The following is a 17,776-nucleotide window of genomic DNA, read 5'->3' on the forward strand; positions in this document are numbered from 1 at the left end:
CAATGTTACGTGAAATAAAACAATTGGGAGAGTGAAGAAGTGAGAATGTCCGGTTTTTGCAAGAATAAAGTCGCTTTGGTGCTAGGAGTCAGTTTGTTGGTGCAAACTTCTCTTTTTCATATACAACCCTCTACGGTTCAGGCAGCAACGGGTGGAACAAAGGCTAATACGACGAGCGGGGCCAAGGCTACCCCGGTGCCATCACCGGCTGCAACCGCACCGGCTCCAACGACGGCTACGGATTTAAAGCTTGATGTAAAATCAGCTATTTTGATGGAAGCTACCACCGGACAAATACTCTATGAATATCAAGCGGATGTTCCTCTGCCCCCTGCCAGTATGACCAAAATGATGACAGAATATCTAGTATTGGAAAATATAGCTAATGGAAAAATAAAATGGGATGATATCGTAACGGCCAGTAAAAATGCAGCTGATGTTATCGGCTCTGGCCAGCTCATAGCAGAAGGTGAGAAACTAACGGTCAAGCAAATGTTCTCAGCCATGTCCATCTACTCGGCGAATGATGCTTCTGTTGCATTAGCTGAGCGAATTGGGGGCACTGAGGAAGGTTTTGCGAATATGATGAATGATAAGGCCAAGCAGTTGGGTATGTCCGACAAAGCTCATTTTATAAGTTCTACAGGGTTGTCGCGAGCGGATCTTGGTAAGAACGTCCCTGCGAATATTCAGGGCGAGACCTTGATGAGCGCCAAAGATTCGGCCATTCTGGCCTATAATCTGTTGAAAGACCACAAGGAAGTGCTAGATTTTACCAAGATTCCTGCGCAAAAATTAAGAGAGTCGGATAAAACCCCGATGATCAACTGGAACTGGATGCTGGATGGCAATCAGAGCAATATCAACTATAAAAAATATGCGTATCAGGGACTGGATGGACTTAAGACTGGAAGCACGGATGATGCCGGATATTGCTTCACTGGAACCGTGGAGCGTAACGGGATGCGGTTGATCAGTGTCGTCATGGGTACGACCAAGGAATCGAAGCGTTTTGATGAAACGAGAAAGCTGCTGGATTTCGGGTTCACTAATTTTGAAATAAAACCTTTTCTCAATGCCAAGCAGGAAATAGACGCATTAAAAATGGTCAGCATCAAAAAAGGCGTAAAAACGGAAGTTCCGGTTGTAACGAAAACAGGGATGACGTTTGTAGCAAAAAAAGGCGCGAAGCCTGAAGATTTTAAAATAACGGCCGCTCCAATAGAAGATGCCAAATTGGTTGCACCTATCGCCAAAGGCGACAAGCTGGGGACAGCGACGGTAACGTATGAGGGAAAACAGCTGACCGTGGATTTGATCGCGAATGAGGATGTGGGTAAAGGCAGCTTTTTCCGCTTGCTGTTCAGGTCGATCAATACCTTCTTCGCGGATATGTTCAAAGGTGTCAAAGGGATGTTTAAAGCGTAACTTCATGGGTTGTATAATGTATCTTCATCATGTAATATATTTCATTAGAAGCTGAAGAAGCCTATTTTTTCGTTTGAATATCAGGGAGGTATAAATAAGATGGAAACTGGAACATCAGTTGTAAAAAGAGGCATGGCTGAAATGCAAAAAGGCGGAGTCATCATGGACGTGATGAATGCCGAGCAAGCCAAGATTGCAGAGGCTGCCGGCGCATCGGCTATTATGGCTTTGGAACGAGTACCTGCTGATATTCGCGCTGCTGGCGGGGTAGCCCGTATGGCGGATCCTTCCATGGTCGAGGAAATCATGAAGGTTGTTACCGTTCCGGTTATGGCCAAAGCGAGAATCGGACACTTCGTTGAAGCCAAAATGCTCGAGTCCATGGGCGTTGATTATATTGACGAGAGTGAAGTTTTGACGCCTGCAGATGAAGTATTTCATATTAACAAAAGAGAGTTCACCGTCCCCTTCGTTTGTGGAGCCAGAGATTTAGGTGAAGCCCTTCGCAGAATCGGGGAAGGCGCCTCTATGCTTCGTACCAAGGGTGAGCCGGGAACCGGCAATATTGTAGAAGCGGTTCGTCACATGCGTATGATCGTAGGGCAAATTCGCAAGGTTCAAGCATTATCGCTGGATGAATTATTTGCGGAAGCCAAAAACCTGGGAGCTCCTTATGAGCTGCTGCTGCATGTTCATGAAACAGGCAAGCTGCCTGTTGTAAACTTTGCAGCCGGCGGTGTCTCCACTCCGGCCGATGCTGCTCTGATGATGCATTTAGGCGCTGACGGCGTGTTTGTGGGATCTGGTATCTTCAAATCAGACAATCCTGAGAAATTTGCAAAAGCTATCGTTGAAGCTGTTACACATTACACGGATTACAAATTGATCACTGAAGTTTCCAAGAATCTTGGCACCCCCATGAAGGGAATTGAGATTTCCAAGCTGGATGCTTCTCAGCGGATGCAGGAGCGCGGCTGGTAATGGTCAAGATTGGTGTTCTTGCTCTTCAAGGCGCGGTAGCTGAGCACATTCGGGGAATTGAACAAGCCGGCGGCGAAGGTGTAGTGGTTAAGCGAACCGAGCAGCTGGATGATGTTCAAGGTATGATTATACCTGGCGGAGAGAGCACCACTATCGGCAAGCTGATGCGCACATACGGTTTTATAGAGGCGATGAAGCAATTTTCCGATAAAGGAAAACCGATTTTTGGGACCTGCGCGGGCTTGATCATCATTGCAAAAGAGATTTCAGGGCAGGATGATGCTCATCTGAAGCTGATGGACATGACGGTGGCTCGCAACGCATTTGGACGTCAGCGAGAGAGCTTTGAGACGGATCTGCCGGTCAAAGGGATCGATGAACGTGTTCGGGCCGTATTCATTCGGGCTCCGCTCATAGAGAAGGTCGGAGATAGCGTTGAAGTGCTGTCCACGTATCAAGGACAGATAGTAGCCGCGAGGCAGGACCATCTGCTGGCTGCTTCCTTCCATCCAGAGCTTACGGATGATTATCGGATGCATGCTTATTTTTTGGATATGGTCAAAGAAAGACAGGCATAAGGAAAACTTTAAGCACCTCAGACTTACCGTTCCTACGCGGTCTGGGTGCTTTCTTCCTTATAAACCACTATATTAGGCTATCGGAGGAACATTCCTTGTTTGATATTAAACTGCTACGTACGGATATGGCGGCCGTAGAGACCGCGATGAATAACCGCGGCAAGCGGATCGAAGAGCTAAAAGGATTTACTGAACTGGATATCAAGCGCAGAGAGCTGCTGCAGGAAACGGAGCAGTTGAAAAACAGCCGCAATACCGTTTCGCAGGAAGTTGCAGTACGTAAACGTTCAGGCGAAAATGCCGATAATCTCATAGAGGAAATGAAGCATGTCGGTGACCGAATCAAGGCGCTGGATGATGAGATACGTTTATTGGACGAGCAGCTGCAGCAGGTTGTGCTGTCCATCTACAACATGCCGCATGCCAGCGTGCCGGTTGGTCATTCTGAGGATGATAACGTGGAAATCAGGCGTGTTGGCGAGGCGCCGAAACTTGGCTTTGAAGCAAAACCGCATTGGGAGCTGGCTCAGGAGCTGGGCATTCTTGATTTTGAGGCTGCCGCGAAGGTGACCGGCTCGAGGTTTGTTTTTTATAAAGGGCTTGGTGCACGTTTGGAGCGGGCATTACTGAACTTTATGATGGATCTGCACAGTGATGAGCATGGCTATGTAGAGATGCTTCCTCCCTACATTGTAAACCGCGACAGCTTAACGGGGACCGGACAGCTGCCGAAGTTCGAAGAAGATGTGTTCAAACTGGAGAATTCGGAATATTTTCTCATTCCTACGGCTGAGGTTCCTGTAACCAACTATCATCGGGATGATATCTTGTCCAGCGAACAGCTTCCTGCCAATTATGTCGCCTTTAGTGCTTGTTTTCGCTCTGAAGCTGGGTCTGCCGGGCGGGATACGCGCGGATTGATCCGTCAGCATCAATTCAACAAAATTGAGCTGGTTAAGCTCGTTAAGCCGGAGGATTCATACGAAGAGCTGGAGAAGCTCACTCAACATGCGGAAAAGGTGCTTCAATTGTTGAAGCTGCCTTACCGTGTTTTAACCTTATGCACAGGGGACCTTGGCTTCTCCTCAGCGAAAACCTACGATCTGGAGGTCTGGCTGCCCAGCAGCGGCACGTACAGGGAAATTTCGTCCTGCAGCAACTTCGAGGACTTTCAAGCCCGTAGAGCGAATATCCGCTTCCGTAGAGATCCTAAGGCAAAGCCGGAATTCGTCCATACGCTGAATGGTTCGGGTCTCGCAATAGGCAGAACGGTGGCAGCCATCCTGGAGAACTATCAGCAAGCAGATGGATCCATCAAGATTCCGGATGTCCTCGTTCCCTACATGAATAAGGTTCAGGTCATTAGCCATCCTAGAAATTAGAACTTGATTAGGCTTCCTGATCTGTGCTACAATGCTTTTTGTCACTGTGTGTGGATGTTCTCACCCCGAGAACACCTTCATGGAGAGGTGGTCGAGTGGTTTAAGGCAGCGGTCTTGAAAACCGCCGAGGTGCAAGCCTCCGTGGGTTCGAATCCCACCCTCTCCGTACCTACATACCTGCACATCAAAAACGTTGATATAACGGCGTATATGTGACTTAAGACTTTAAACGCAGTTACCGTTCATTAGGCGGTCTAGCTGCGTTTTTTCGTTTTACCGCTTAAAAAACGCCTGTGCGGTGTTTATAAACCCCTGGCATGTTAACCCAAGCCGGCTAAAACTGGATTATTGACCCACATATACCATCATTCATCTAATGATCAAATGCTAGTAAAGTAGTAATCTTATATATCGTAGATTAGAAAAATTTAGAGAGTGGAGGAAGAATTTTAAATGAACAAAACTATAAAGGGGTTTCTAATAGGTGTTGTAACCACTGCAGTTTTTACTACTTCGGGACTTGCAATGGCTTCTAACGGTTATTTCCAAGATAATGGTTGGTGGACACCCGCGGCTGAGTGGGCAAAAGATCAAGGGTTAATGACCGGTCTGGGGAATGGATATTTTGGTGGTGAGCAAACAGTAACACGAGGACAATTAGCACAGGTTCTTAAAAACCTTGCAGATACTGGTGTAATCACAGTAAATAAGTCGCAACAGCCAGTGACCACAACACCAACACCAACACCAACACCAACACCAACACCAACACCAACATCAACATCAGCACCAACACCAGCACCAACAGCCAATGAAATAACGCTTGGAACTGGCACATTCTACGTTGGTAAAGACATTAACGCAGGAAGATATGTCGTATCAACAACTAATAATGGCGGTAACTTCTTTGTAACTGATCCAAGCGGAATTTCAAGCGTAAATGAAATTCTTGGTACAGATCCAAGTTATGTCAATAACATCACAATAGATTTGGTTAACGGTCAAAATATTAAAATTAGTGGTTTGCAATCTGTGAAATTTACACCGAAAGCATAGTTTATGTAAAAACGCCCTTGGGATAAACCCTTGGGCGTTTTTATTTTGACTAACGTTCCCTTTAGCTGAAGATGGTGTAGACCGCCTCGATTTGAAAAGTTTGACTTCCTTTCCATACATTCGTTCGATCTGGTTTGTTTGTTTCCACTCACTCCTGTAAATCATAAGTATAAACAAATAAAGGAGTGAAAGAGATGAACAAAATAAGCCTTGCTTTAACTTCGGTTTTGCTTTCTTCAACTTTATTGGCAGGATGTACTGCAAATGGCATCAAAACCAAGTCGCTGAATGATAATCGCGGGTATAGGCCTTTCGCAACCACTGCACCAGGGATGCCAACTCAATTTACTGATGTTCCATATGATTGGTACACGGATAAAGTTCAATGGGGAGCAAATTTAGGCATTATTGATGGGTATCCAGACCTTACTTTTCACCCTAATTCACCTATAACCAGGGCTGAAGTCATTAAAATTATTAAATCATTATCTGATAAAGGATACATCACTGTGCCTGCTACACCGACACCCACAACCAGTCCTGCACCTTCACCATCACTATAAATATTCATGAGAGGACATGGTGGAATTTCCGTGTCCTTTCTTTTAGGTGTTTTTTGTGCAGTCGTATAAAAAGCCCAGGGCTTTCGCACTTTATACATGTGGAGGTGGTATGATGAGCAAGCTGGATAGGCCTGTTATTGACCAAGCCCGATTGGTGGAGGAGTGGAAATCGGCGTTGCCGAATACATTGGAACAAGAGGATCAGGCCCGCATTTGGGCAGATGAAAGTAACCCGCAAGCGCTGCGTGTCCATATTACAACAGCCGGGCATAGCGGGTATACATTTGATTTTAAAGTTACTTATGTAGATTCGCGGGAAGTGAAGGTGGAGCTGGTCGATGTCGAGCAAGGTCAGACTCATATGGATGAACGGACGGAAATCGTGCAATCGCTGATCAATGATTATGTCAGGCATATTCATGAGTGCACTCAAGCTCTTAAGGAAGTTACCCATGCCTAAAAGAGGAGAAGAAAGCGATGACGGAGCAAAAAAGCAGAGACAAGAATTTGCAAAATGTGGTCAAAGATTTCAATAAAACGGTTGTGACGGATCAACAAGCTCAGCAAGTACAGCAGCAAACAAATGATCACAGGCACCAAGATGCTCTAAACCATGATGAGGAATAAGGATGATGTACCATTTTGATTGAAAGGAGATTTATCCATGTCCAAGCCCAAAGCACAACCTGTGAGTTTAGGTAAGCCGAATAATAATGGGCAGGGAGAGCACAACGACAAACCCGTGGAACCTCTCTCCGGATCCAAGAAAGTTAAAAACCGTCAGCATTCTCGTCAAAATCACGGTGAAGGCTTTTAATAATAAATCTATAATCAGGTTATACTATGTTTTGTCGATGAACGAAAGAGGTGTGGTTCCGTTGGAAAAGCTCCGCGAAACAACCGCTAAGATGAATTCTTTCTAACTTGTTAATCAGGCTGGAGGAGATGTGCCAAAGACACTTTATGTGTATTAGAAGCAGATTTACCGAAAGTAAGAACGTACACTTAAAACATGTACACTAACAAGATAAGTAAGTATCATACGTCATCGGCAAAAAAGAATCCTTCGGGGTTCTTTTTTATTTTATTTTCCGATTTTATAAGCCACTGGGAAAGGACAGCAGTCAGGCAGCCTAGTATACCGAGGACCAAAAAGCCCTGACTCAGTTGAAACCAATCACCGACGACCCCCATCAGCACAGGACCAATGAACATTCCCAGACCATAGATAGCTTGAAAAAAGCCCATCGCTGTCGCTCGCTTTTCCGCAGTCATATATTTGATGCTCAGACCCATAAGGACGGGGAAAGATAATCCTCTTCCGAATCCGGCGATGGCTTGAGTCAGCATAAGCACCCATAAAGTATGGGTAAAAGGTATGGTGATCGTAAACACGCCCATCAGCACAAAGCCAAACACAGCGACACGTTTCTCACCGAACCTGGCTGACCATAGACCGCTGCCAAACAGTGAAGCCAGAGCTACCGGCAGGCTTGAGATGAAGGTGAGGAGGGCCATGTCGAGCTTACTTGCACCGAGCTGCTCGGCATAAACAGGGGTGAAACCAAAAACGGTGGCAAACACAATCACCTGCGAAAGGATCGCCAGCAAGGATACCATGAGCAGCATCCGATTCCCCGCTACCTCCACGACGCCGCGCAAGGTGATTTTGGGAGCATTCATCTCCACTTTTTCAACAAGAAACAAAGAGCCTAACAGCCCTACAACGCCTATCCCCGCTCCCAGCAAAAAGGAGGCTTCCCAGCCCCTCGAATCGGCTATCCAACCCGCCATCATGATGCCGAACATCTGTCCAATCGAATTATAAAAGCTGATCATGCCGATGGCTTTGGTTGATTCCTCATGCTTAAAGTAGCTCGTGAATAAAACGGTAAAATCCACCCACGTAGCCGCAGCCGCACCAGCGAGTGCACGCAAAATTAATATCCACGTGAAATCATTCGTGTACCAAAGTCCTAAGCCGCATAGACCTGTAAAAAATAAGCCGAATGTAATGAAAAGCTTTCTTTTATGAAAACGATCTGACATGATACCGACCGGAATTCTTAAAAGCATTTGTGAAATGCCGTACATCCCTACGATCCAACCGGCAAGCTGATGAGAACCTCCCAAAGACTCGACATAGGGAGCCATAATGGGAACGCTGGTGTACATAGACATCCAGAAAAGCAGGGTAACCGCACAAAACAGCGGAATTCGAAAGTTGACAGGTTTGGCCAAACTATCTACATGCATGATGGGAATACCTCCAGGCCTGACATAACAATTAAACTTCGACAAGAATATGTGAAAAACCTTCCTCTTCCGAATATGAAAAAACTCCCACGCATTGAAGTGAGAGTTTATCATGTAAGTTGGTTTATCGGGCAAGCCGTGAATGTGCTAACTTCGGGACAAATTGACGCAAACTGAGGACGACACCGGCCGCAGCTATAGCTTTAACCATGTCTGGCAGCAAAAATGGATATCCACCCAGCATCCAAGCTTTGGAAATAGAGAAGCCAGCTGCATGGGCTAGCCAAGGAACGCCAGTGACATATAACAGCAGAGATCCGAATAGCTCCATAGTTACGAAGAGCAGTATGTAGGAGACAGGCCCTTTACCCTTGATCCGATCCGACATCCAGCCGATAGCGAATGCCGCAACGGGGAACATCCAGATGAAGCCGCCAGATTTGCCCAAGATGAGAGACAGCCCACCTTGCCCATGCAATAGCGGTAACCCGAGAGCAGTTAGTGCAACCACGACGAAAATGCTGTAAAATCCATAACGGGCGCCAAGCAGGCCCCCTGTAAGCATCAAAGCGAAGCTTTGGAGAGTAAATGGAACAGGGAATAAGCCGGGTGTAATTGTGATCAAGCTGAATAAAATAAAGAGTGCGGCGAATAAAGCGCTAAATACGAGACCTCGAACATTCCAGGATGATGTTTGCATTGATTCTGCCCCTTTCATTTGTTAACCTTAAATTATGATTATTGGTTAACAATATGAATATTAGCATAGATGGTCTATCTTTTGGAAGAGGTATGGGTGAAATAGTATGATCAACCAGCAAGATCTTATATGTAAAGATGTTTATGTATATGCTTCTAACAGCGATGAACATGTGGCTCTGCTGAAAGGAATTAACCTGCGCATTACTCAAGGTGAATGGGTGAGCATCATCGGCCGAAATGGCAGTGGGAAGTCCACATTGGCTCAAGTGCTGACTGGCATTTTACCTGTAAACGAAGGGGAAGTGGAGCACGGTTTTGCAGGGTTGGATCCAATTCCCTACGTTATGCAGCAGGAAGGCCAACTGTTTGGAGAGACGCCTTGGGAAGACATCGTGTTTCTGCTGGAGGTTCGCGGCTTCGATCCAGACCAGATAGCTGCCACTTCTGTTCATGCCTTGGCACGGGTTGGGTTATCGGCAGAAAGGCATAGGCCCATTTCCGAATTATCGGGGGGACAAAAGCAGCTTGCTGCAATGGCAGGATGTTTGGCGGCTAATGCTCCATTGCTGCTGTTCGATGAAGCAGCCTCGATGCTTGATTCCACATCTCGTCATCTCGTGCTGGAAGCGGCCAAAAATTTACACAACAAGGGCGCGACGGTGATTTGGATGACGCATCATATGGAAGAGCTGTCGGCAGGTGAGCGGGTTGTTGCTCTTGATCAGGGACAGATTGTTTTTGATGGCTCCCTGACTTCGTTTTTCTATGGCTCACTTTGTGAAAAATTGGGATTCGAGCTGCCTTTCCCGGTCCTGATCGCCAAGGAGCTAATCCAATCGGGCATCACGCTTTCCTCCCTGCCGATTACAGCCATTGAATTGGCAGAGGCGGTACGCGGTCGTGCAGGATAATTTGAACGTAATCGGGTTGACTGTAGCCGTGGAGGGGATACCGATTTTGATCGACCTCAACCACAAGTTCCAAGCAGGTACCGTAACACTTGTAGTAGGCCGCAGCGGAACAGGCAAGACGTTGCTGCTGGAGACCTTGTCGGGGGTTCGTGAGCCTGCCGCCGGCACTATCGAGGTGGGGAGCGAACCGCTTTGGTTGAAGTCCAGTTCGAGGAAGAGAACCTTGAACCGGCGCGCTTTGCTGCTTCTGGGGACCGCTTTCCAGCATCCCGAGCATCAATTGTTCGCGCGTACTGTTAGAGAAGAATTGTTATATACGCTGGAGCCGTATAAGCTGACCTCAGGAGAACGCGCAGCCAGGATGGAGAGCTTGCAGCCAATGTCCAGTGAAGATATGAAATCCTGGCAGGCACGTGATCCTTACACCTTGAGCGGAGGCGAGAAACGCCGCCTTCTTCTCTCTCTCCTGCAAGCAGCGCAGCCGGCATGGCTGCTGCTTGATGAGCCGACGGCTGGAGTGGATCACGAAGGGATCTCACTGTTGTGCAGCCGGCTTAAGGAGTGGAAGCAAAGCGGCAAGGGAGCCATCGTGGTGACCCACGATTTTGAGAGCTTGCTGCCCGCCGCCGATCGCGTGCTCATCTTGCACGAGGGCCGCATCGCCTGGAACGGCACGCCAGCGGAAATGGCTATGTATCCTCGTGTGCTTGAGGATGCAGGCCTAGCCCTTTCGGAGCGGCTCGAGACGCTCCGTATGCTCCGGCAGTCGGGCTTTCCGGTGCCCGATGGTTGGGTAGATGCCCGCGAAGCAGCAGCAGCAATAGCTCGCGGGCTGAGTACGGGTCCGATCGGGATTGTTAATAGAGAGGAGACATTACTAGAAGCAGTAGATTCATCGGCAGCGGAACCATCGGAGGAAATCGCGTTAACCAAGTGTGTTCCCCGCTTTATAAAGAGGGATCCGCTAGCTGTTTGGCTTTCCTATATAGGGGTTTCTACAGGTATCCTGCTTCAATCCCATTGGATCGGCTGGTTAGCCGGAGTTATTGTTACCCTGGGAGTGATTGGTTACAGCCATGTACCATACCGCATTTGGTCCAAGCCGGCTTCAGCATTTTTTGTATTTACTATGATTGCTGCTATCATTTCAGGGATTACTTACGATAGCTCGGTTGGACTTGGTTTTTCCTTTGATCCGGCTTTGGCAACCTTCTTCCGATTCGGCCTATTGATCATGGTGATGTTGATCGGATTTGTCCTTCTGTCCGGAATCGGCCACCTTCGGCTAAAACGGGCGCTGGAGCAGCGCCTGCATGGGCTGCAGCGTCTACGATTTCCGGTCCATCAATTCGCTCTCGTAGCCTCGCTGATGGTCCGCTTTTTGCCGACGGTGGTGGATGAGTGGCACCGATTCGCCCGGATCTCCGCAGCCCGCGGCAAATACCCGGTGCGCCCGGGACGAGTCCCCATTCGCCGAATATATCGGACGGCTATGCCCTTCCTTATATCGCTGCTTCGCCTGGGTGAGTTGTGGTCCATCATATTAATGTCCAGGGGAGTCGGTCGCGAGGGTTGGAATCCGACTCAAGCTCTCAAAATGAAATTAAATCGACAGGATGGTTACATGATTGCAACAGCTTCGGGAGTCCTGCTGATGCTGTTATTTATCCGTCTTTATTGGAGTTAAACCGCGCTTAAATTTAGGAGCACAATTTGTATACTCCAAGAGATGTGCTATAATACCAGAGCACCTTCAAAGGAGGATGGCCATATGGAAAATGAAACTCTGTTAAAAGAAGACTTTGAGATTGAATATGCCAAGAACAAAGGCACAATCGTTGAGGCCAGGCAGCGCGGATTAAAAATCTTTGCGGGTAAAATCACGGGATTCTCCAATGATCACGTTGCGATTGAAGGTAAAAAATTGTTAAGAGATGCAAATGAGTTTTATGGAATCGAATAAAGAATCATGAAAAAAGCCAGAGCGGATGTAAATCCAGCACTGGCTTTATTACTTTTATGGAGTAAGATGGAAAATGGCGGCCTCGAGATGACTCGAACATCCGACCTAACGTTTAGGAAACGTTTGCTCTATCCACTGAGCTACGAGGCCAGCAATAAATATTATAACACAGTAAAAAAAATATTACACCCAAGTGCAGGGGTTTCTGTGATCAGCAGCGTCTAATAGGTGGGAAAGGGGGAGAGAAGCATACAAGACGAAGCGGTAATAAAACAAATTTTGGCCGGACACACCGATGATTTCCGCGTCATCATTGATCGCTACTATTCCCATCTGTACCGGATAGTCTACGCTGTGCTGCACCATCTTATTTGACCGGATGCTGCTGAGGCTTTTGGAAGAAGCTTACCCGGACCTGCGTATATCTTACTGGCTTAACAGCTATCTGCAAATCTTTATCGTTACCACGCTGTTCATTGGCGGCGGACTTCGATTATTATGGGGCCGCAGCCACCCAGTAAAGGAGAATCCTGAATAGCTTATGATTTATTGCGCAGATTGCGGAAAAAATCGGTTAATAAAGCGGCACATTCCTCCTGGAGGACATTGGCAATAACGGCAGCACGATGATTGAAGCGCTCTTCCTGCAATAGATTCATTAAAGTTCCAGCGCAGCCAGCCTTCGGATCCGAAGTGCCATAGATCACTTGGGCAATTCGGGCTTGAACAATAGCACCAGCGCACATGGGGCATGGCTCCAAGGTTACATACAGCTGGCAATCCAACAACCGCCATGCCTGTAAATGTTCGCTGGCTTGCCGAATCGCAATCATTTCCGCGTGTGCGGTGGGATCAAGAGAAGTTTCACGCAAATTATAGCCGCGGCCAATGATTTGTCCATACTGAACCACGACGGCCCCGATAGGCACCTCTGTCAAAGCCTCTGCTTTATGGGCTTCTTCAATAGCGGCCTTCATCCAGCGGGTATGTTCATCCACAATCGATCACCGTGCTCCTTTTTCATAGTTATCAACAAGGCTCCACTCGAACATGTATTCGTTGTTAACAAGTTGTTGACAACCCTGTGGATAACTAATTATTATGGGGATATATGTTAACCATTGTAGGGTATCTATATGTGGGAAAGCAAGAATTCTCGCCTAACTCTCCCGAATCCAATGATAAATTCGTTGATATTCACAGGATAAGTAAGTATACTAAGAATACTGTGGAGAATTTGCCTCATTTATCAAATTCGCCGTAAAACCCCTTGCTTTAGCCATGGGGATATAAGGCACTTTGCTCTGTATACCTTTAGGGATGTTAAGAGCAAAATTCTTAAATTCTCTTTAAAACATGTTAGATAAACTACATTAAACTAACTATTTGTGGTACAATTTACTGTAGGTGATGACATTGAATAGAAAAGCAGAAAGTAATCATAATATCGTTTTTGAATGTAAATATCATGTTGTTTTTTGTCCTAAGTATCGAAAAAAGGTACTCAAATGATACAAGGCTAAAAAGGTTTGTTTTTAGAGAAGTCTAAAGCGTTAAACACAGAAATCGTTGAAATGGAAATTATGCCCGATCATGTTCATTTGGTCATCAAATGCGATCCACAGTTTGGAATCCACAAAGTAGTGAAACATTTGAAAGGGTACACGTCAAGAGTGCTAAGACTAGAGTTTAGCCATCTAAAAAGTAGACTCCCTTCCCTATGGACAAACTCGTATTTTGTTGCAACCGTAGGTACAGTTCAACTGGATGTAATCAAAAAATATATTGAAAGCCAAAAAGTACGAGGTGAATAGTATTGCTTGTTGCCTACAAATACCGAATATACCCAACAAAAGAGCAAAAACAGAAGATACAATTTACTCTTGAACGCTGCCGTTTGTTGTATAACCGGTTACTAGAGGAACGTATTCTTGGCTACAAACAAGAAGGGAAAACACCGAACTACTACGATCAAGCAAACACGTTCAACGAGCGTAAACAACACATTCCGGCATTAAAGCAAGTGCATTCGCAAGTGTTACAGGATGTTGCGAAACGATTGGATAAGGCGTATCAAGCATTTTTTAGACGAGTGAAGCAAGCCAAGACTCCAGGGTTCCCACGTTTCAAACCACAATCGAGGTACGATTCGTTTACCTATCCGCAAGGCGGGTACACAATCCATGGCAATAAAATAAAGCTATCCAAGATCGGTGAAGTGAAAATAAAACTACATCGAGAACTGCAAGGCAAGATGAAAACCTGTTCCATCCTTGTCAAAAACGGAAAATACTATGCTTGTTTTTCGTGTGAAGTTGAAGCCAAACCTTTGCCTATAAGAAACATGAAGGTTGGTATAGACTTAGGACTCAAACACCTTGCAATACCATCTGAAGGAGAACTAATAGAATCACCCAAATATCTTCGTCTAAGTGAACAACGATTGAAACATCTACAACGTGCCGTATCCAAAAAGAAAAAAGGTTCGAAACGTAGAAGCAAAGCTGTACATCAATTGGCGAAATTGCATGAGCATGTAGCCAATCAGCGAAAAGATCATGCGCACAAGGTTTCTCGTAAACTCGTAAACCAGTACCAATTGATTGCTTTTGAAGATTTAAACATATTAGGGTTGGTTAAGAACCATCATCTTGCAAAAAGCATTGTCGATGCAGGATGGCAGCAACTCGTACAATTCGTGATGTACAAGGCTGAAAGTGCCGGTCGTCAAGTAGTGCAAGTGAATCCATACAACACATCTCAACAATGCTCCAACTGTGGTGAAATCGTCAAAAAAACACTATCCGAACGAACGCATCAATGTTCTTGCGGATACGTTGCAGATCGGGACGTAAATGCGGCGACTAACATACTAAACCTAGCTTTGAAAAACGTATCGTAACCTAAAAAAGACTAGGCTTGGATAGAGCCTCCAAGGAGGGGAAAGGTTACGATCCCCGATGATCTGAGAAGCCCCTGCCTTTAGGCATGGGAGCATGTCACCCACATTTAATTTCATATTTCGACAAAGGCAAACTTATCGAAAGATAAGGACGCAAAACTGAGGGTCTACAGTTCCATACGGAGCTACGGCAGCCTGGTTACCGAAAATCTGATTTTCTTGATCAAGGTACAAGGCTGCTCCCATTGGAGTGGTCTTTTTTGATTTATCGATAAGTGATTGAGAGGAAGTGGATATAATGTCTGGAGGAAAAGAGTACACGAAAGAAGCATCTACATTTTACGGCAGCAAGGAAGGAAATGATACTGGAATTCTTATTAACTGTGAGACCGTTGTCGAAAAAGAAGATTTTGTTTCTACCGGTGTGCTGACTTACGTGTTCGGCGACATTATTGAAATTGAAATTCCTCAATTCGATGTGTTCAAGCTTGGAGATAAAGCCAAAGTTACCGTGTATTCAAAATCCGGCCTTTTTGTATTTGAAACGACCGTGGTAGCCAAAGAGTTTGGTTCGCTGATTGTCATCAATCCTCCGGAGAATCGCAAAAGATTTAGCGAAAAGCGGGAATTTCCTCGGATATCCGTGAAAAGCAAAGGTGTGCTTCGTGCTTTGTCCGACCCTAAACGGAACCAAAAGCAAAGCTTTGACGAACCGATTGATTTCGCACTCGAAAACATCAGCATGAATGGCTTGGGCTTTTCTCTTACTCTGGATGTAGACATTCATTCGGAATCTCATTTAGAAGTGGAGTTGGATCTGGGCTTTCCCCTGTCGGTCGTTACACAAATTGTGCGTAAAGAAAAACTGGATTCAATTACTTATTACGGAGCCGAATATATAGAAGTGCCGAAAGAAAAAACAAACGCACTCCGAGCCTTTATTTTAAAAAACCAGGTGGAAATGTATTTCGTGAAAAAGCGCGAGGATAAGCATAAAAAGGCAGTTCAGGAAAAAAAGTTTGTGGCTAACGAATAGCCTGGACTTATTTTTTTTCATTCAATTGATGAGAGTGTGAATTAATTATTTCTGCTATCTCGGCCAAATTGAATTTATGCTCAACCATGTCAACCGCAAGATCCTCGGCTCGTTTTTGCTCCATTTTAAAACTAAACCCATTATACTTTAGAAAAATAACAAGCGCAGTAAACGCAGTACGCTTATTGGCATTATGGAATGCATGATTTTGCCCTAAGGATACAAATAGAGCCGCAGCTTTTTCGAATAGGGATGGATAAGCGTCTTGCGGACGAAACACCGCTGACTCTAACAGGCTTTGAGACTTGACCCCAATTTGTTCTCCTGGACTGTATCTTTGAATTACGGCTACGTTGATGGCTATGACCTCAGATATAGAGAGAAAGCGGATTAAATTCATTATCTATCCTTTAATCCCTTCAATGTTTCATCGTACTCACTCATAACTTCCGCGAGAGTATCCAAAAAATCAGCACTGATTCCCGCAGGCAAAGCTACTTTTTGAATCTTTTTTATGACAATTTCCCCTTCACTTTCACGCACATCAATTCGAACGGTATCACCTAAGTCTAGACCGACTTGTTTTAAGGCCTCGGTCATAGTTAGCCCAAGGCTGTTTCCGAATTTTGATACTTTACGTTCCATCTATATCCCCATCCTCGTTTTATTCTCACTCCATGTAATAATGTTCAACTATTATAACAATTATACATTATTACCGAAAAGAATAAAATACCTGATTTTCAGAGCTCAGGCTGGTCCCCGTGGAAAAATGTTGATATCATGTAATCCTCCATTTTATTGTATAATATAGTTTCAAGGGCCAACTCAAGTGACAACAACTAGAGTCTAATATATAATGTTATAAGTATTTGATAAATGCATATTAAGGGGATGTAACAATAAATGGCTTTAAAAGCAGGAATAGTCGGATTGCCTAATGTTGGGAAATCGACTTTATTTAATGCAATCACACAGGCAGGCGCGGAATCCGCGAATTATCCGTTCTGTACGATCGATCCGAATGTAGGGGTAGTGGAAGTGCCGGACGAAAGAATGCATAAGCTCGTAGAAATGATTGTGCCCAAAAGTGTTGTGCCTACTGCTTTCGAATTCGTCGATATTGCCGGTCTGGTGAAGGGTGCGAGCCAGGGAGAAGGGCTGGGCAATAAATTTTTGGCTCATATTCGCGAGGTGGATGCCATTGTTCATGTCGTGCGCTGCTTTGTAGATGATAATATTACTCACGTATCCGGCAAGGTCGATCCGATTGGGGATATCGAGACGATCAACCTGGAGTTGATTTTGGCCGATCTCGATTCCGTCGAGAAAAAGATAGACCGTTCCCGCAAAAACCTCAAAGGCGGCGACAAGAAATTTGTCGCGGAAGTCGAATGCCTGGAGCGCGTCAAAGAGGCGCTTTATGCCGACAAACCGGCTCGCAGTCTGGAGCTTAGTGAGGATGAGAAGCTGATTCTTCGCGATTTGCATCTGCTCACCATGAAGCCTGTGCTTTATGCAGCTAATGTAAGTGAAGATGAAGTGGCCTCGGCCGACGACAATTCCTATGTGCAGAAGGTCAAAGAATTCGCAGCTCTCGAAGGAGCCGAAGTCGTGCCGATCAGCGCCAAGGTGGAATCGGAAATTGCCGAGTTGGAAGATGAAGAAAAAGAGATGTTCCTGCAAGAACTGGGGCTTCAAGAGTCCGGTTTGAATAGATTAATTAAGGCCGCATACAAGCTGCTTGGACTTTACACCTATTTCACCGCCGGCGTGCAAGAAGTGAGAGCCTGGACAGTCCGCAGAGGGACAAAGGCGCCGCAAGCGGCCGGAGTCATTCACACCGATTTTGAACGCGGATTTATTCGTGCGGAGGTTGTTTCTTATCAGGATCTGGTGACATCAGGCTCGATGAATGCCGCCAAGGAAAAAGGCCAGGTTCGTCTGGAAGGCAAGGATTATGTAGTCAAAGACGGCGACGTAATGCATTTCCGTTTTAATGTGTAAATAATAAGTGT

Annotated in this window: 21 protein-coding genes, 2 tRNA genes, 1 pseudogene and 1 riboswitch; of the genes and pseudogenes, 18 read left to right on the plus strand and 6 right to left on the minus strand. The window is 45.7% G+C overall.

Features of this window, described 5'->3' with window-relative positions:
- The first annotated feature begins 45 nt into the window (after nt 1-45).
- The 10 genes from BLV33_RS17665 to BLV33_RS17705 all read left to right on the plus strand — a co-directional run bounded on the left by BLV33_RS17665 (nt 46) and on the right by BLV33_RS17705 (nt 6,805).
- Nucleotides 46-1,428 (plus strand): D-alanyl-D-alanine carboxypeptidase family protein, encoded by a 1,383-nt coding sequence (locus BLV33_RS17665; protein WP_090794563.1) that lies wholly within the window; start codon nt 46-48, stop codon nt 1,426-1,428.
- Between the two features lie 99 nt (nt 1,429-1,527).
- Entirely contained in the window at nt 1,528-2,409 is an 882-nt protein-coding gene (pdxS, locus tag BLV33_RS17670; protein ID WP_090794565.1) for a pyridoxal 5'-phosphate synthase lyase subunit PdxS, read from the plus strand.
- Nucleotides 2,409-2,987 carry a pyridoxal 5'-phosphate synthase glutaminase subunit PdxT gene (pdxT, locus tag BLV33_RS17675; RefSeq protein WP_090794568.1) on the plus strand — a complete coding sequence of 193 codons (579 nt, stop codon included), beginning with the start codon at nt 2,409-2,411 and terminating at the stop codon, nt 2,985-2,987. Before pdxS ends, pdxT begins: the two co-directional genes overlap by 1 nt.
- A gap of 95 nt (nt 2,988-3,082) precedes the next feature.
- Nucleotides 3,083-4,369 carry a serine--tRNA ligase gene (gene serS / locus BLV33_RS17680; protein WP_090794570.1) on the plus strand — a complete coding sequence of 429 codons (1,287 nt, stop codon included), beginning with the start codon at nt 3,083-3,085 and terminating at the stop codon, nt 4,367-4,369.
- Nucleotides 4,370-4,450: 81 nt separating this feature from the next.
- Nucleotides 4,451-4,535, plus strand: a tRNA-Ser gene (locus BLV33_RS17685).
- A gap of 287 nt (nt 4,536-4,822) precedes the next feature.
- Nucleotides 4,823-5,425, plus strand: coding sequence for an S-layer homology domain-containing protein (locus BLV33_RS17690; RefSeq protein ID WP_090794573.1), 603 nt, complete (start codon nt 4,823-4,825; stop codon nt 5,423-5,425).
- 194 nt (nt 5,426-5,619) lie between these two features.
- Nucleotides 5,620-5,988: an S-layer homology domain-containing protein gene (locus BLV33_RS17695; RefSeq protein ID WP_090794576.1), complete on the plus strand. Its 369-nt coding sequence runs from the start codon at nt 5,620-5,622 to the stop codon at nt 5,986-5,988.
- Between the two features lie 112 nt (nt 5,989-6,100).
- On the plus strand, nt 6,101-6,448 hold the full coding sequence (locus BLV33_RS17700; protein WP_253187099.1) for a hypothetical protein: 348 nt from the start codon (nt 6,101-6,103) through the stop codon (nt 6,446-6,448).
- 17 nt (nt 6,449-6,465) lie between these two features.
- Nucleotides 6,466-6,615, plus strand: coding sequence for a hypothetical protein (locus BLV33_RS29390; RefSeq protein ID WP_171909192.1), 150 nt, complete (start codon nt 6,466-6,468; stop codon nt 6,613-6,615).
- Between the two features lie 37 nt (nt 6,616-6,652).
- A complete protein-coding gene (locus BLV33_RS17705) occupies nt 6,653-6,805 on the plus strand; it encodes a small acid-soluble spore protein P (protein WP_090794581.1) in 153 nt (50 codons plus the stop codon).
- 221 nt (nt 6,806-7,026) lie between these two features.
- On the opposite strand, the gene BLV33_RS17710 is transcribed toward BLV33_RS17705, so the two are convergent.
- Nucleotides 7,027-8,244 (minus strand): MFS transporter, encoded by a 1,218-nt coding sequence (locus BLV33_RS17710; RefSeq protein ID WP_171909193.1) that lies wholly within the window; start codon nt 8,242-8,244, stop codon nt 7,027-7,029.
- A 124-nt stretch (nt 8,245-8,368) separates the two neighbouring features.
- On the minus strand, nt 8,369-8,944 hold the full coding sequence (locus tag BLV33_RS17715) for a biotin transporter BioY (protein ID WP_090794585.1): 576 nt from the start codon (nt 8,942-8,944) through the stop codon (nt 8,369-8,371).
- Nucleotides 8,945-9,050: 106 nt separating this feature from the next.
- Between BLV33_RS17715 and BLV33_RS17720 the strand changes: the two genes are divergently transcribed.
- From BLV33_RS17720 to BLV33_RS17730, 3 genes are all read left to right on the plus strand, one after another.
- On the plus strand, nt 9,051-9,857 hold the full coding sequence (locus BLV33_RS17720) for an ATP-binding cassette domain-containing protein (protein WP_090794586.1): 807 nt from the start codon (nt 9,051-9,053) through the stop codon (nt 9,855-9,857).
- Nucleotides 9,847-11,544: an ATP-binding cassette domain-containing protein gene (locus BLV33_RS17725; protein ID WP_171909194.1), complete on the plus strand. Its 1,698-nt coding sequence runs from the start codon at nt 9,847-9,849 to the stop codon at nt 11,542-11,544. The genes BLV33_RS17720 and BLV33_RS17725 overlap by 11 nt, the downstream gene beginning before the upstream one ends.
- 84 nt (nt 11,545-11,628) lie before the next feature.
- Complete coding sequence (locus BLV33_RS17730; protein WP_090794588.1) at nt 11,629-11,820, plus strand: hypothetical protein; 192 nt, start codon at nt 11,629-11,631, stop codon at nt 11,818-11,820.
- 74 nt (nt 11,821-11,894) lie between these two features.
- Here the strand turns inward: BLV33_RS17730 and BLV33_RS17735 are convergent.
- Nucleotides 11,895-11,970: transfer RNA gene (locus tag BLV33_RS17735), tRNA-Arg, on the minus strand.
- Between the two features lie 244 nt (nt 11,971-12,214).
- On the opposite strand from BLV33_RS17735, the gene BLV33_RS29395 reads away from it, so the two are divergent.
- Nucleotides 12,215-12,358, plus strand: coding sequence for a hypothetical protein (locus BLV33_RS29395; RefSeq protein ID WP_171909195.1), 144 nt, complete (start codon nt 12,215-12,217; stop codon nt 12,356-12,358).
- Nucleotide 12,359: 1 nt separating this feature from the next.
- On the opposite strand, the gene tadA is transcribed toward BLV33_RS29395, so the two are convergent.
- Nucleotides 12,360-12,821: a tRNA adenosine(34) deaminase TadA gene (tadA, locus tag BLV33_RS17740; protein WP_090794589.1), complete on the minus strand. Its 462-nt coding sequence runs from the start codon at nt 12,819-12,821 to the stop codon at nt 12,360-12,362.
- A 409-nt stretch (nt 12,822-13,230) separates the two neighbouring features.
- On the opposite strand from tadA, the pseudogene tnpA reads away from it, so the two are divergent.
- The 3 genes and pseudogenes from tnpA to BLV33_RS17755 all read left to right on the plus strand — a co-directional run bounded on the left by tnpA (nt 13,231) and on the right by BLV33_RS17755 (nt 15,758).
- Nucleotides 13,231-13,634: pseudogene (gene tnpA, locus BLV33_RS17745) on the plus strand (IS200/IS605 family transposase).
- A 2-nt stretch (nt 13,635-13,636) separates the two neighbouring features.
- Nucleotides 13,637-14,722 carry an RNA-guided endonuclease InsQ/TnpB family protein gene (locus BLV33_RS17750; protein WP_090794590.1) on the plus strand — a complete coding sequence of 362 codons (1,086 nt, stop codon included), beginning with the start codon at nt 13,637-13,639 and terminating at the stop codon, nt 14,720-14,722.
- Nucleotides 14,723-14,840: 118 nt separating this feature from the next.
- A riboswitch (cyclic di-GMP riboswitch) is annotated at nt 14,841-14,929 on the plus strand.
- A gap of 91 nt (nt 14,930-15,020) precedes the next feature.
- Nucleotides 15,021-15,758 carry a PilZ domain-containing protein gene (locus tag BLV33_RS17755; protein ID WP_090794591.1) on the plus strand — a complete coding sequence of 246 codons (738 nt, stop codon included), beginning with the start codon at nt 15,021-15,023 and terminating at the stop codon, nt 15,756-15,758.
- 7 nt (nt 15,759-15,765) lie between these two features.
- Here the strand turns inward: BLV33_RS17755 and BLV33_RS17760 are convergent, their stop codons facing one another.
- Complete coding sequence (locus BLV33_RS17760) at nt 15,766-16,158, minus strand: type II toxin-antitoxin system death-on-curing family toxin (RefSeq protein WP_090794592.1); 393 nt, start codon at nt 16,156-16,158, stop codon at nt 15,766-15,768.
- Nucleotides 16,158-16,403 carry an AbrB/MazE/SpoVT family DNA-binding domain-containing protein gene (locus tag BLV33_RS17765; RefSeq protein ID WP_090794593.1) on the minus strand — a complete coding sequence of 82 codons (246 nt, stop codon included), beginning with the start codon at nt 16,401-16,403 and terminating at the stop codon, nt 16,158-16,160. Before BLV33_RS17765 ends, BLV33_RS17760 begins: the two co-directional genes overlap by 1 nt.
- A 261-nt stretch (nt 16,404-16,664) precedes the next feature.
- On the opposite strand from BLV33_RS17765, the gene ychF reads away from it, so the two are divergent.
- Nucleotides 16,665-17,765, plus strand: coding sequence for a redox-regulated ATPase YchF (gene ychF, locus BLV33_RS17770; protein ID WP_090794594.1), 1,101 nt, complete (start codon nt 16,665-16,667; stop codon nt 17,763-17,765).
- The last annotated feature ends 11 nt before the right edge of the window (nt 17,766-17,776 follow it).

This window comes from Paenibacillus sp. GP183 (assembly GCF_900104695.1).
In the GTDB taxonomy this organism is placed as follows: Bacteria; Bacillota; Bacilli; order Paenibacillales; family NBRC-103111; genus Paenibacillus_AI.

Coding starts and splice junctions, on each gene's coding strand:
- BLV33_RS17665 (WP_090794563.1), top strand. CDS start 46: ATGTCCGGTTTTTGCAAGAATAAAGTCGCTTTGGTGCTAGGAGTCAGT.
- pdxS (WP_090794565.1), top strand. CDS start 1,528: ATGGAAACTGGAACATCAGTTGTAAAAAGAGGCATGGCTGAAATGCAA.
- pdxT (WP_090794568.1), top strand. CDS start 2,409: ATGGTCAAGATTGGTGTTCTTGCTCTTCAAGGCGCGGTAGCTGAGCAC.
- BLV33_RS17690 (WP_090794573.1), top strand. CDS start 4,823: ATGAACAAAACTATAAAGGGGTTTCTAATAGGTGTTGTAACCACTGCA.
- BLV33_RS17695 (WP_090794576.1), top strand. CDS start 5,620: ATGAACAAAATAAGCCTTGCTTTAACTTCGGTTTTGCTTTCTTCAACT.
- BLV33_RS17700 (WP_253187099.1), top strand. CDS start 6,101: ATGAGCAAGCTGGATAGGCCTGTTATTGACCAAGCCCGATTGGTGGAG.
- BLV33_RS29390 (WP_171909192.1), top strand. CDS start 6,466: ATGACGGAGCAAAAAAGCAGAGACAAGAATTTGCAAAATGTGGTCAAA.
- BLV33_RS17705 (WP_090794581.1), top strand. CDS start 6,653: ATGTCCAAGCCCAAAGCACAACCTGTGAGTTTAGGTAAGCCGAATAAT.
- BLV33_RS17710 (WP_171909193.1), bottom strand. CDS start 8,244: ATGCATGTAGATAGTTTGGCCAAACCTGTCAACTTTCGAATTCCGCTG.
- BLV33_RS17715 (WP_090794585.1), bottom strand. CDS start 8,944: ATGCAAACATCATCCTGGAATGTTCGAGGTCTCGTATTTAGCGCTTTA.
- BLV33_RS17720 (WP_090794586.1), top strand. CDS start 9,051: ATGATCAACCAGCAAGATCTTATATGTAAAGATGTTTATGTATATGCT.
- BLV33_RS17730 (WP_090794588.1), top strand. CDS start 11,629: ATGGAAAATGAAACTCTGTTAAAAGAAGACTTTGAGATTGAATATGCC.
- BLV33_RS17755 (WP_090794591.1), top strand. CDS start 15,021: ATGTCTGGAGGAAAAGAGTACACGAAAGAAGCATCTACATTTTACGGC.
- BLV33_RS17760 (WP_090794592.1), bottom strand. CDS start 16,158: ATGAATTTAATCCGCTTTCTCTCTATATCTGAGGTCATAGCCATCAAC.
- BLV33_RS17765 (WP_090794593.1), bottom strand. CDS start 16,403: ATGGAACGTAAAGTATCAAAATTCGGAAACAGCCTTGGGCTAACTATG.
- ychF (WP_090794594.1), top strand. CDS start 16,665: ATGGCTTTAAAAGCAGGAATAGTCGGATTGCCTAATGTTGGGAAATCG.